This window comes from Burkholderia sp. 3C (genome assembly GCF_054589155.1).
This window is the reverse complement of sequence record NZ_BAAILN010000030.1, coordinates 70,739-84,766: the sequence shown is the minus strand read 5'-3', so window position 1 is coordinate 84,766 and position 14,028 is coordinate 70,739. Positions and strand designations below refer to the sequence as shown.

General features: G+C 57.9%; 7 protein-coding genes and 1 tRNA gene. 7 read left to right on the top strand and 1 reads right to left on the bottom strand.

The features are described from left to right. The 5 genes from tilS to ACYP33_RS04435 form a co-directional block, all read left to right on the top strand. The coding region (gene tilS / locus ACYP33_RS04455; protein WP_459619972.1) for a tRNA lysidine(34) synthetase TilS at nt 1-1,443 on the top strand (1,443 nt) is incomplete at its 5' end. Nucleotides 1,444-1,764: 321 nt separating this feature from the next. After that, a complete protein-coding gene (locus ACYP33_RS04450) occupies nt 1,765-3,015 on the top strand; it encodes an aspartate kinase (RefSeq protein WP_414442428.1) in 1,251 nt (416 codons plus the stop codon). A 196-nt stretch (nt 3,016-3,211) separates the two neighbouring features. Further along, nucleotides 3,212-3,305 (top strand) — tRNA-Ser (locus ACYP33_RS04445). 204 nt (nt 3,306-3,509) lie between these two features. Continuing rightward, nucleotides 3,510-4,514, top strand: a complete 1,005-nt coding sequence (locus ACYP33_RS04440; protein WP_459619970.1) for an AlpA family phage regulatory protein — start codon at nt 3,510-3,512, stop codon at nt 4,512-4,514. A gap of 55 nt (nt 4,515-4,569) precedes the next feature. Further along, nucleotides 4,570-6,099: a YfjI family protein gene (locus ACYP33_RS04435; RefSeq protein ID WP_459619968.1), complete on the top strand. Its 1,530-nt coding sequence runs from the start codon at nt 4,570-4,572 to the stop codon at nt 6,097-6,099. A 2,096-nt stretch (nt 6,100-8,195) separates the two neighbouring features. On the opposite strand, the gene ACYP33_RS04430 is transcribed toward ACYP33_RS04435, so the two are convergent. Then, nucleotides 8,196-9,158, bottom strand: a complete 963-nt coding sequence (locus tag ACYP33_RS04430; protein ID WP_459619966.1) for a phospholipase D-like domain-containing protein — start codon at nt 9,156-9,158, stop codon at nt 8,196-8,198. A 563-nt stretch (nt 9,159-9,721) separates the two neighbouring features. Here ACYP33_RS04430 and ACYP33_RS04425 point away from each other — a divergent pair. Next, the gene (locus tag ACYP33_RS04425; RefSeq protein ID WP_459619964.1) at nt 9,722-12,040 is read left to right on the top strand and encodes an AAA family ATPase; all 2,319 of its coding nucleotides are present in this window, start codon (nt 9,722-9,724) and stop codon (nt 12,038-12,040) included. Then, nucleotides 12,037-13,995: a UvrD-helicase domain-containing protein gene (locus tag ACYP33_RS04420; RefSeq protein ID WP_459619962.1), complete on the top strand. Its 1,959-nt coding sequence runs from the start codon at nt 12,037-12,039 to the stop codon at nt 13,993-13,995. The genes ACYP33_RS04425 and ACYP33_RS04420 overlap by 4 nt, the downstream gene beginning before the upstream one ends. Nucleotides 13,996-14,028 lie beyond the last annotated feature (33 nt).

Here is a 14,028-nt window from a genome sequence, read left to right as displayed (position 1 = left end):
CCACCGAAAGATCTCTCCGCGGACCGCGTCGTGCTCGACGCGGTCCGCGTTGCTTTGGGCCGCCTGCCCGACGATGCGTCGATTGGCATCGCCTACAGCGGCGGCCTCGATTCCACCGTGCTGCTCGATGCCGCGGTGCGCGTGGCCGGCGCCGCGCGCTGCTTCGCGTTCCATGTGCATCACGGCCTCAGCGGCAATGCCGATGCGTGGCTGGCGCATGCCGAGGCCACCGGCGCGGCGCTCGGCGTGCGCTTCGCGGCCGAGCGCGTCGCGGTGCCGCGCGAGACCGGGCTGGGGGTCGAGGCCAGCGCGCGCGAGGTGCGCTATCGCGCGCTCGACGCGCTCGGCGAACATCACGACGTGCAGGCGCTGTGGCTCGCCCAGCATGCCGACGATCAGGCCGAAACCGTGCTGTTGCAGTTGCTGCGCGGCGCCGGGCTGGCCGGCATGGCGGCGATGGCGCCGAGCTATCTGCCGGCCGAAGCGCGCATCGTGCGGGTGCGGCCGCTGCTGCATCTGTTGCGCGCGCAACTCGAACGCTATGCCGAAGCGCATGCACTGCGCTGGATCGACGACGAGTCGAACGCCGACACGCGCTATGCACGCAATGCGCTGCGCCTGGAGGTGTTGCCCGCACTGTCGGTCCATTTCCCCGGGTTTCGCGATGCGCTGTCGCGCACCGCGCAGCATGCCGCCGCCGCACAACGGCTGCTCGACGTGCTCGCGGCCGGCGATCTGGACAACGTGGGGCACGAGGACGACGACGGCCGCCGCGTGTTGTCGCGCGAGCGCTTGCTGGCGCTCGACGACGAACGCGGCGCGAACCTGCTGCGCCACTGGATGCGCACGCTGGGCCTGCCCGGCGCTTCGGCCGCGCGACTGGCCGAGATGATCAAGCAACTGCGCGCCACACAGGTGTCGCATGCGCTGCGCATCGACCACGCGGGGCAGTGCCTGCGCCTGTATCGCGGCGACGTGTACTGGGAGGCCGGCGACAGCGCCGATCCGGCCGACGATGGCACCGCACCCGCGCGGCCCGCTGCCCAGCTCGCCTGGCATGGGCAAGAGGTCTGGCACCTGCCGGCCTGGCGCGGCAGCTTCGTGTTCCGTCCGATCGCGGAAGACGAGGCGCTCGACGAGTACACCGTGACCGAAGCGCAACTCGCCGCCGCGCCGCTCGTCGTGCTTGCGCGCAGCGGTGGCGAACGGCTGCGCACATCGGCCGCCGGCCCGTCACGCACTTTGAAGAACCTGTTCCAGGAGCGTGGCGTGCCGGCCTGGCAACGCGACGTGCCGCTGCTGCATGTGGGCGAGGTGCTGTTGTTCGTGCCGCGCATCGGCGTGAATCGCGCGCCCGAAGCGGGCGGCGAGGGGAGCGGGAACAGCCGCGCCGGCCACGCGCGCCGCCGCATCGAATGGCGGCCGGACCTGCTGATCGGCTGATCAGGCCCCGAAATATCGCTCCAAATTGGGGCATTTTCTGATGTGGTGCCAGATCAAATCGGCAAACTTGTCAAGCAGACCTCGATAGAGTACGCTCAGGCGTTTGCTCGGCTCGATATTTCGAGCATTTTGTGCAGGTTTCCCGCGTGACGTACCCGGTCTGCGCGGCCTGATCCGCCTTCCGGGCAAATCCGCCACGCCAGCGTGTTGCTTCCCGCCGTCTTCCTCGTCGTCGTCCACTGCCAAAAGCCGCGTGACCGAACGGCAGCGCGGCGTTCAGCGCAGCGCGCCCGCGCGGTCAATCTCCAGTACTGAACGACAATGGCACTCATCGTACACAAATACGGCGGCACCTCGATGGGCTCGGTCGAGCGCATCAAGAACGTCGCGAAACGCGTCGCGAAATGGCATCAGGCCGGTCACCAGCTGGTGGTCGTGCCGTCGGCGATGTCCGGCGAAACGAACCGCCTGCTCGGTCTCGCGAAGGAAATTTCGAGCCAGCCCAGCCCGCGCGAACTCGACATGATCGCGTCGACGGGCGAGCAGGTCAGCGTCGGTCTGTTGGCGATCGCGCTGCAGGACATCGGCGTGCCCGCTGTCAGCTACGCGGGTTGGCAAGTGCCGATCAAGACGGACAACGCCTATACCAAGGCCCGCATCCAGTCGATCGACGACGTGCGCGTGAAGCAGGACCTCGCGGCCGGCAAGGTCGTGATGATCACGGGCTTCCAGGGCGTCGATCCGGAAGGCAACATCACCACGCTGGGCCGCGGCGGCTCGGACACCTCGGCGGTGGCGGTTGCGGCCGCGCTCGGTGCCGAGGAATGCCTGATCTACACGGACGTCGACGGCGTGTACACGACCGACCCGCGCGTGGTGGACGACGCGCGCCGCCTCGATCGCGTCACGTTCGAGGAGATGCTGGAAATGGCCAGCCTCGGCTCGAAGGTGCTCCAGATCCGCTCGGTCGAATTCGCCGGCAAGTACCGCGTCAAGACGCGCGTGCTGTCGAGCCTGACCGATCCCCTGATTGCGCTCGACCAGGAAATGAAGTCGGGCACCCTGATTACTTTTGAAGAAGACGAGACCATGGAAAAGGCAGTCATTTCCGGCATCGCATTTCAACGCGACGAAGCCCGCATCGTGGTGATGGGCGTGCCCGACAAGCCGGGTATCGCCTATCAGATCCTCGGCCCGGTCGCCGACGCCAATATCGACGTCGACATGATCATCCAGAACCAGAGCGTGGCGGGCAAGACCGACTTCACGTTCACGGTCGGCCGCGGCGATTACCAACGGGCCATGGATATCCTGACCAACCAGGTCAAGGGCCATGTGAACGCGGAGCAGGTGCTCGGCGACCCGAAGGTGTCGAAGGTGTCGGTGGTCGGCGTCGGCATGCGCTCGCACGTGGGCGTGGCCAGCACGGCGTTCCGCACGCTGTCGGAAGAGGGCATCAACATCCAGATGATCTCGACCTCCGAAATCAAGATCTCGGTGTTGATCGACGAGAAGTACATGGAACTGGCCGTGCGCGCGCTGCACAAGGCGTTCGAGCTCGACCAGGCCTGAATTCGGCCTGGTGTCGACGCGGGTTCTTCGGGGCTCGCGATCGATGACAACGCCGTGTCGTACTCAATGGCGGCATGGGTGCGCAACAGGTTGTCTGTTTCCGCTAAAAAACGTGCCGAAACATTTGACCTGAGTGTCGTGTCCAGATAGAATTTCGTTCTCGTCGCGCTGCCTCCCTGGCGCGATCGACAGTTTGGGAGACGTGGCCGAGAGGTCGAAGGCACTCCCCTGCTAAGGGAGCATCTGGGCCAAAACCTGGATCGAGGGTTCGAATCCCTCCGTCTCCGCCAAAAGCGGGACAAAAGCCCCGTAAGTTCAAGGACTTACGGGGCTTTTTCTTTTTCAGCCCATCACACAGCCCATCATCTGGCGTTCGCTAAGTCTCCGTGACTGAAGGTTGTCGGCAGGCCTTGTCCTCAGAGGCCGTCGGCTAAGAGAGTTCAGTTCCCCCTATACTGCTAGCCCGATACAGACGAATTGTTGAGGTGCGCGACGTGCCGCCATTAGTCAAAATACCGGCCGATGATTTGATCGATAGTTGGGCTTTGTGTTGGGCGATAGCGCGGGCTGTCTGCCCGGCAGATGACGAGCCCATCGTTGGTATGCGTTGTATTGCGCGCGGTCGCTTGCCCCAACGCAGCGTGATCGATGCGACCGCTGTGGCAACGGAGGCCGATCAGAGCCAGCAGGCGGTCTGCAGCGAAGTCCAGGCATCGGCTGTTCCAACTGAGCTTGAATTGGCTCATGAGCGTGCTGGTCAAGACGACGAAGCATTCTTCGAGTTCGATTTGTCCGTTGCGCAGCGCCGTCAACTGACGGACCTGCTACCTAGCCTACCCCCACTGTCCTATCCCATATCCTCGGCGATGATAGATAGCTTCATGGACAAGTATCGGAGTCACAAAAGTAGGCCGAGATGGGAGCCTGTATTTGTGAGTGAAACTGATATTGCTTACCTGCGGCTTGAGCAACTGAGGATTCATTCAGAACACCTCAATGCACTGAAAGTAGATCTGGATGAGGGGCGCCTGATCGCCGTGGACTCACATCATGCCCCGGTATCGGGGCTTGGGATCGGATCATTGATATTGAGAAAGGACGCCATCGCCTATCTAGTGCGATGCCATCTGCCTTTTCCCAATGGCGCTGCCACTCCTGGATCCGTATCAATGGTCGATGACCAGATCGAGCTCTCGAGAGACGAGCGATCGACAGGATGGGATAGTAGTTCCGGAGGGAGTTCGAATGCGGAGTCTGTCAAGACTCTTCGTTCTTCGGGCCATGAAAAACTCGGCGCGCCAGTGACAATCGTCCGGCTCAAGCAGGTTGAACGTATGACAGGACTGGCCCGCAGTTCTATCTACAATCGAATGGATTCTCGATCACGATACTTCGATCCTACTTTTCCTCGAAGCTTTCCTCTTGGGGAAAGTAAAGCCGCCATCGGTTGGTATGAACATGAAATTCAAGAGTGGGCAACAAAAAAAGGAAAGAGGTAGCCGTTAAATTAAGGTTATGTTTTCAGCCTTAGCTCTTATTCATCGAGCTCTGACTTTGCCGCTGACGTTGGCGGTCGTGGAAGATTTTAGTAATTTCGATATGTCAAATATTTTTGAGTCACATGCTGATCGTCAGATGCAATCGCTCCCGTTTCCAGACTATGAGATTGCTACCGATTTTCCATTGATTGCGCTGCCGGAGGTAATTCAAGCAGCAGTGATGGAAATTTGCAACAGAGACAAAGTTGCTGTACCTATCGCAGTTCAGGCGACGCTTGCGGCAGTCTCAGTTGCTTGCCAAGACCTAGTGATGGTAGATAGAGGTTTTGGTGAGTTATCTGTTTGCTCTCTTTTTATGCTGGTTGTGGCTGAATCAGGGGCACGAAAGACGCGTGCCGATAAAACAGTTACACCAATTATAGAGGCCTGTGATAAGCGGGCGAAAGATGACTACGAGCAGAAGAAAATATCTTACGAGCTAGAGTTGCGAGGTCGTAAGGATAAAGAGCAAGGGTTGCGGCGAGCCCTGATGACTTTCATGCGAAAAGCACACGGTGTTTCTGCAGAAAAGGATATTGTCTCTGATGAAGGGGTTGCTCGAATAGAGGCGATGCTTTACGAGTTGCGCTCAAAGCCGTTTGAAAACCCTAAGCCGAATTTCCGACGCAGGCTTTATTCAGATATTTCCGTGCGTGAACTCGAGAAATCTCTTTGTAATAATTGGCCGGCTGCCGGTCTGATTTCTAATGAGGCGGCTGATTTTCTGAATTCTAGAAACATCTCAGATATGGCTCGTCTTGATCGGCTTTGGGATGGTCAAGGAATCGATGTGGTTGGAAGGGTTCCTCGAGAATCGTTTTCGGTGGCTGATCCTCGGTTGACAATGTCATTGATGATCCAGCCATCGGTGTTTGATGAATTTATTGAAAAGAAAGGTGAGCGAGCGAAAGAAGTTGGATTCATCCCTAGAATGCTTATCGCTCGTCCTGAAACGAGCTATGGTACCAGAACAGCTAACATTTCGGGATCGTATTCTACTAAATGGATTGATGCATTTAATAATCGAGTGAAGGGATTTCTCGATCTTGGGGATTCGGATATCGAGGGTCGAGCAGGGTATAGATTGCGTCTGCATTTTTCTCCGGCAGCTCAGCGTTTGTGGGCTCAAGAGCATGATGAAAAAGAACGAGGGATGGCAGATGGCGGGGCGTATGTTAACGAAAGAGAGTTTGTAAGTAGGTATTCCGAGCATGTCGCGAGAATTGCTGCGCTATTTCATTTCTTTAATAATGCGAAGATTCCTACCAAAGGGCAGGATAATGCGCGTGTCGACGTATCTAACGAAATCGAAGGGCGGACGCTTGCTTGTGCGATAGAGGTTGTGGACTGGTATTTGGGTGAATTTTCTAAGATATTTAATCCCGATAAATCAATAAAAGAAGTTGCGAGGTACGTTTACAAGAAATTATTGGCCCGTATTGCTGGTAATAATGGAGGGGTGGTTCCTGGGGTTGAGACTTTCGGTGATGAGAATATAAAAATAAGAGTAAATGAGCTTAGAGAATTTGCTCGAAATATGGGTTGAGATCCAATGTCGGACTTTACAATGCAGTCATCAAGTGGATGGTTGATAGAGATATCCTCTTGAGGAAAGTCGAGAAAGTCGGGTCATCAGCGAAAGGGACTGACTTTGTGTTGATTCGTCTTCGTCCTCCGGGTGCCGGTTATCGTGGAATAAAGGATGGAAGCTTGGAAGAGTTTTCGAGTATTTTAAGTTTGGCTCAAAAGAGAGGGTTTTGAGGGTGGGTTCTTCAATATCGGAGGGATCTCGAGGTATTGATTTCTGTCTTTTATCGGTGAGCTAATCAAATGGTTGATCGCTGCTGCTTATTCCTGTTTTTATGGCGGCTTTTGCTTGGCGATCTATTTCTCGGACACGCTCCCTACTATTTACATGTGCGATCGATCTATGGATCTGTCGATGAGCACGACGAAAATTTCACCTTTTCACCTTTTTTAGGGAGAAAGGGCGGATGTTTTTGATGTGCTATGCATGGTTTCGAAGATTTTGCAGCTTGGTGTGCGGTGGGGGGCGTTAGCCGCTCATCGTTGTTCGTCAAGTTTGCTGAGTTGCAAAGCGTGGAATATTTCGATCTTTGCTTGGTTTGGGGTTGGCAGTGGAGCGAATTGATGAGCCGTCAAGGTGCAATGGCGGCTGAAAGGCGTTGGCTATGTTGGTGGTGTGGTAACACTCCTGCCGAAGTGGTATTGACAGATTGGCCAGGGATTGCGTCCTCATCTGTGTGCATCTCGTGCGGCGCGCGCCTGATACAAATTTTAATGGCTTTGTTGTAGTGAATTGCATGGCACTAACAAACTGGTCCCGTTCAGACGATAGGGCGTTCACGCCCGATAGTTTGCACGGGACTAGTTTGTTTTATAAAATTCGTTTTGGTATAAAAATTTATTGTGTCACTTATGGTTTGAACCACCCCCGTTCTCCGAGCGAGCGAAAGCGATGCGAGGCACTTAAGCGGAGCCTATGCTGCAAGCATAGGCGAAGCGTTTCCATTTCATCGGTGACCCTCAAAGGTCACCGACTAACTTTATTAAGCGGAACGAGGAATCCTCGTGGAGCGTCACCTATCGAGTCCCCATACGGGGCTCGATCTAATTTTGAGAAAGCGAAGTGTCCAACGCGCCTTGTGGGCGCTAAGGACGCGCAGCGTAGTTTTCTCCTCGAAGTGGTCGAGTCGACCACGAGACTGATTTTTAAATATAAGCCAGACATCTTCAATATGTCCGTGAGGACAATTAAATGAGATCTAACCTTGGTCGCACTATGGCAATCTTCGATATTTACTAAATCTGATCAGAGATGAGAATGGCTTATTTGAGTAGAAAACGTCAGTTATCGGAATGATGAATCAATCTGGTGAGTAATGGAGTGCATCTATGTGGATAAGATCATCTGCGATGATGAGCTAAGCTTGGTTAAATGAAACTGCCTCGATCAATCGACCCCTCTCCGCGTGTTCTGGCTTTCATGATCGAGCTATTTTTGGGTTGTAATTTAGTAATGACACGTTTGCGCGAGTGACCAAGGCATTTGCCGAGGCCAAATGCGGCGAACTAACCCATCGGCAACTGCCGGAGAAAGGCCCGGTCGAGATACGATCCGTCCGCTTCGTTGCACCTTAACCAACAGTGCGTTCTGCGAATCGAGCATGGAGCGCTCGGTACCCTTGCAACGGCAGGCGGGTTTGGCGGGCAAGGGGCGATAGGGTTGGGCTGTTTGCGGCCAGTAACGGTCGGTCCACACTTCATCGAAGATCGGCAATAATTACTCGACGCCTAAGCTACGACCTTAGCAACCGGCGCTAAATATGACCATCACGAAGCTTTTCTACTACCCCAGCAATGCAAGCTTGACCTTGTGAAGAAAGTCGGCATGAGCGCTTCGTAGGCCCGGAGGTACTGAACGATAATCGATGTGTTCCCAAAATACAGACAACGCCCGGTACAGTGCTGCCGGGCCGTCTTTCTCGATCTGCTCAAGCATGAAGCGCCAGCCTCCGGCCGCAATTGTGGAGCGAACCTTTGGGGAGCCCCGCTTCATGGAAAGATAGCGTCGTAGTGCCAAACGGTGTAAGCGACTGCCTAAGAGTTTGTCGTAACCGATTACGTCGGCCAAATCTCGAACAGCGCGCCCGACTGCTTTTCGGTGAGTCTGATGTTGCTCGCATAGGTGAGCTTGCGATTAACTCCGGCCCGCTTAGCGAGGTGCGCAAAGTCCCTCCATTTGACGGCGGTTTGCTCCCAGTCACTGGCACGCACGCAGTGAAACGTTTTTACGGTTTGTCCCGGTTCCCGAAAAATGCTTTCGATCCGTCCGTGTCGATACACGAGGACGCCCCGCGATGAAGCCATTTTATTTCTCGGACGGGAGGACTGAATGACGATGTCACCCACCTGAGCAGTGGACGGAAACGGTGCATTCCCGCCCCACCAGAACCAACTAACGATGCCGGCGTCCGGCCCAATGCGCTCCTGTATTTCCTCCGTCGCGTTTTCCACTGCGTCGATATCGCCGGGATAAAGTGCGTCTTCACGCGTACTGATGAGCCAGTATTTCGGCGCTCTCATCTGGACCTTGGTGTGCGAACCAGCACGGGTTGACCGGGGCTCGGGAGGAGTGAGGATCGGAATCTGCCGAATCCGCGCAACAAACTCGCCATCAATAACGCCCCCAGATGCCGCAAGCGAATCGATCAGTTGCTCAGCCTGTCCAATGAGTTCGGGCCGGTCGGAGATAACTGATGCCTCCACGTAGTAATTGGCAGACCGCAGAGAAGCATTGGCCGAGCCTATGACTGCCCAGTCGTCGAGCACCAGCACCTTGGCGTGCAGGTTCGGCACATTGAACAGGGAAACCCCCGCCGTGAGATACCCCGCGAGTAGCTCGGCGCTCGTGCGTCCTGCCGCGATGGAGGCATCGGAGGCATCGACCACGAGCACGTCTCCCGCGCCAAGCGGGAGAAATTGTGACTCCGTCACGTACGCAATGGCCGCCCGGCGCCGCGTGGCCTTGACCGCTTTCTCCCCAACGGTATCCCACAGGTCTGCACTTAAAAGTTTCAGCATGTGATTTTGTTTGTGTTGGTTTAGCGCGCTATGATGAGGTCACACCTCCGCCGCGTGGCTCAACATCATAGACGATTAAGATACTCGGCGGATCGCGGCGGTAATCCCGTGTGGCAAAACTTCTCTTCGTTGTATCGGAAGGTGACTACTGTGCGCGAGGCAAAGATGGGTATGGGTCGGGATGCGCCAATCGCAATGGGTAGAAGTCGGCCACGAGCGGACATTGAAAGATAAAATGTGAGTGACGGCTATAGGTGGCTAGAGACATTAGCGGCAAAGAAACCCAGCGACTGCTGCGATCAGTGTCTAACGCTCGCGTTTGTAAACTGTACTGTAGGTTTCACGAAATACTGCTGCGTTGTTCGACTCGTTGCGGAGACGCATCAAGCTAAGCGTCAACCCAAAATCCTTCCGTCGCCTCGACTGCGGCTGTTCTTTTGCGGTCTAATTAATACACGGGGAGGGGCTCGGCATAGTCTGCGCGGACGCGACCGGGTGGCATTGGAGTCCCTTGGATCAAGGCTGCGGCAAACGCGGCTACTCAATACGGGAAGCACAGCATCGTGACCACACTAACAGCACCGGTAACGGCTGTGCCGGCACCGGCAGCAATCTCGTCCGGCAGCATTACGCTGCGGTACGTCGAACTGTGCAAGTTCCGACGTCTGGGGAAGGTTCAACTGGATTTGGACCCGCAGACGACGATTCTTGTAGGCGCCAACAATAGCGGCAAGACCGCCATCCTCACTGCGCTACGGCACTTCTTGGCTGAATCCTCCCCCTTCGGCGCGTTCGACATCAGCCTGTCGAAGTGGCCCACTCTGCGTGCGCTGGGCGCCAAATGGGAAGCCTTGACGGAGGATCCGGCGACCGCCGCGCCGAAGGAGGGCGACAAATGGGAAGACCAGCTTGCAACGCTGTTGGCGGCGATGCCGACGCTGGATCTGTGGTTCGACGCCGAGGCCGGGATGTTCCACTACGTCCACCCCTTCTTGTCCAAGTTGGTCTGGAAAGGTGGCGCTGTTGGCGTCCGGCTACGCCTGGAACCGGCCAGTGATGTCGCGTCGCTCAAAGAGCTGGCCTGGTCCTATAACTTGGCGCGCCAACCCGTGAAGGGCATGAGCAGCGAATCGCTAGCGTGGCCGATCGACCTACTCGACTACTGGCTACGCGAGCCCAAGAAGCTGGGGCAGGTCAGGCCGTACAGCCTTGATGCCGCCAACAATCCCATCCAGGGGATCAAGACCTACCAGACCCAGGCCCTTGCGGCCGACGCGCAGCCAGCTGACCGCAAACATCTGGCCAAGCTGATTCGCGTCGACTTCGTGGCCGCCCAGCGGGGCCTCGGCTCGGAAGAGGCCGACTCCAAATCCACGTCGTCGTCACATCCCGTCGGCCTGTTCTCGAACCAGCTCCTGAAATTCGCGCGCCAGCACCTCAACGTTGCCGTTACCGGGCACGGGCAACGCGCCGACCTCATCCTAGCGGTCGCAAATGCGCAGAAGGACCTGGACCAGAAGATCCACGATGCCTTGGCGTCCTCGGTGGCCGAGGTGAAGCTACTCGGCTACCCCGGCCTTCACGATCCCCAGGAAATCCGATTCAGGACGCGCATCCACACCGCCGACCTGCTCGACCACAGCACCGCCGTCCAGTACAGCATGAAAGGCGGGACCGGCGAAGACATGCTGCCGGAGTTCTCAATCGGCCTGGGCTACCAAAACCTGCAGTCGCTGAGCTATCAGCTCGTGTCGTTCAAGACCGCACGCATGAACCCTGAGAAAGGCTCGCCGCCGCCGGTCCACCTCGTCATGATCGAGGAGCCTGAGGCCCACCTGCATGTCCAGGTGCAGCGCATCTTTCCGGACAAGGCGCACAAGCTCATCAGCCCAACCGACAAGGATGCCAGCGCGCTGCAAAGCCAATTGCTGATCAGCACGCATTCCAGCCATCTCGCGCACGCCGAGGACTTCGATCGACTGCGGTACGTGCGGAGGATTCCACCCTCGGCGGTCCATCCTACCATTGACCTGGGCGAGGTGTTCGGCGACGACGACGAAACGCGTCAATTCGCGGAACGCTACTTTCGCGTGCAGCATACCGATTTGTTGTTCGCCAACGCCGCCCTGTTCGTCGAAGGCGTTGCAGAGCGCATGCTCGTGCCGCTCTTCATGGAGTTGAAGTACGAGAGATTGCACAGCCGCTGCGTCTCCCTCCTAGACATCGGAGGCAGCCACGCTCACCGGCTGAGGCCCCTGGTTGAGAAGCTGCAGATTCCCACCGTCGTCATCACCGACCTTGATCCGACCGAGAAGAAGGCTGGTCCCAAAGGCAAGATGCGCTGGATGGCCACGGCAAACACTGGCCAGGATGGCCTCAGGTGCGGCAACGCCACGCTGCGCGAATGGCATCCCAAACTGCAAAACGTGGACGACTTCAAGGTGCCAACGCCCGCCCAGCTCATCTGGATCGGTGCCTCGGATTGCAAGGTGCGGTTCGCATGGCAGTTGCCGGTCGCCGAGGCGGGTAACCAATGGCCGACGACATTTGAGGACTCACTGATACTGACCAACATCGATTGGTTCAAAGGGTTGAACAAGTTGGCTGAAGAGGCCGAGGGGCAAGACGAGGAAAGGAAGGTCAAACTACCTACCGGCGCACTGGCCGACGCGGCCGAGGTCGTGGCAGGCGCCGCCACCCATGCGGACTTACTGAACGCCCTGCACGCGCTGATGCGTGATTCGTTTAGCAAGGGTGATTTCGCGGCCAGCATCTTTGAGCGCGTCGCCGCCGGTGAAGATGTGACCTGTCCCAAGTACATCGCCGATGCCCTCACTTGGCTGCAGGATGAGCTCGATCCCACCGAAAGTGTGATGCCATGACCTGTGCTGCCGCCCATGAAGATAACGACCGCGACGCCGGCGTCGTCGAGGAAATCTGTGGGTACCTGGCTGAGCAGCCGTCGAGGAGCTTCTTCCTATTCGCGGGAGCAGGCTCGGGCAAGACGCGCACGCTGGTCGAAGTGCTGCGCCGACTGACCGGCGTTGTGCCGCACGAAAGCGGGGGAAGGCTAGCCAACCGCCTGCGCCTCTACGGTCGGTCGATCCGCGTCGTCACATATACCAAGAACGCCGTTGCGATCATCGGCGGCCGGCTGGGCAGCAACGACCTGGTCGCCGTCTCGACCATCCACTCGTTCTGCTGGGAGCTGATCGGCGGCTTTGACGAGGACATCCGCGCGGCGCTAATCGCCGACAAGGCGGTGCAGCTCGAAGAGGCCAAAACCAAGGCGGCGGCCAAGGTGAGGGGCATCAGTGATACTGACCGCAGGAAATTCGCCGAGATCGAAGCGGAGATAGAAGCTCTGAGAGGCGTGCCAACATTCATCTACCACCCCGACAAGGACACCTACGGTGAAGGTGCTATGCAGCACGGCCAGGTGTTGGACGCCACGGCTTGGTTGCTGTCGAACAGGCCAACGCTACGAACCATATTGCAAGATCGCCACCCCATCATCCTGATCGACGAGTCCCAAGATACGATGAAGTCGGTGCTGGACGTGCTAATGAAACTGGCGGAGCCCAGGGGCAGCGGCCTCACGCTCGGCCTCCTCGGGGACCACCGCCAACGCATCTACATGGACGGGCATTCCGACTTGCCCGGCCTCGTGCCTCCCGGCTGGGCCAAGCCGGAACTGAAGATGAACCACCGCAGCCAGCAGCGAGTTGTTCAGCTCATCAACAAGATGTGGGCGGCGAACCTGGCGGGGCGTACGCAACCCGCCTCCGGCATCGAACAGCATCACCGTACCGAGAAGACAGGGGGCACCGTGCGCCTGTTCGTCGGTCGTACATCCCTCTCGACACCAGAAAAGCGTCAGAAGGAAGCCTGGGTTGCATCACAGATGCAGCAGGCGACCCAAAGCGATGCGTGGACGACGCCTGCCGGCTATCAGTCGCTTGCGCTAGAGCACAAGCTCGTTGCGGCTCGCGGTGACTTCTTGAATGTCTACACGGCGATGACGCTCATCGACCCAAACGCCGCCGCACCGTCGGGCAGGGGTGAGAACACTGGGCCTTCAGCCGCTCGACTAGTGCTACAGGATCTCGCGCAGCTCGCGGTCTGCGTGGCTGCGGACGGTGCCGTCGACGACTTCACGGCCACAGAGGTGCTCAGGCGTACCGGCTGCCTTGATCAACTCCCATCTGATGCCAATCAGCGTATCGCGCGGACAGAGGAGATGCACGAGGCCCTCGCGGCGTTTGGGGCAGCGTGCGTCAAACCAGACGCTACCGTCGCTGAGGTCGTCGCGCCCATCATCAAGGCGCAGGTGTTCAAAGTGGACGCTCGACTGCTGCAACAGTTTGCCGACCAGACCCCACCGCCCGCTGCGCCGATTCCACGCAAGGAAACCGAGACGGACGACGCACGACGGCGGAGGGGGTGGTGTGGATTGTTCGGAGCGCCATGGGCCGAGCTGGAGCGGTACCAACGCTACCTAGCCGGTAACTCTGAACTTGCCACGCACCAGGTGGTCAAGGGGTCAGAGTTCACGCACGTCATGGTGGTCATGGACGACGACCAGTCCGGCGGCAACCAAATCTCTTACGACAAGCTATTTGGCGCAACCGAACTGGGAGAGCGTGACTGGGACAATGTCCGGGCCGGCAAAGAGACGACGATCGACCGGAGCCTGCGACTGCTGTACGTCACCTGCAGCCGGGCCCGTGAATCGTTGGCGCTTGTCTTATGGGCTGAGAACCCGACCGAGGCGCTGAAATTCGCGCGGGAAAAGAGCGGCTGGTTTGCAACAGAGGAAGTCGTAGAGATCGCTTAGCGGTGGTGGCGGCATCTTCGCCGAGCCTGACCA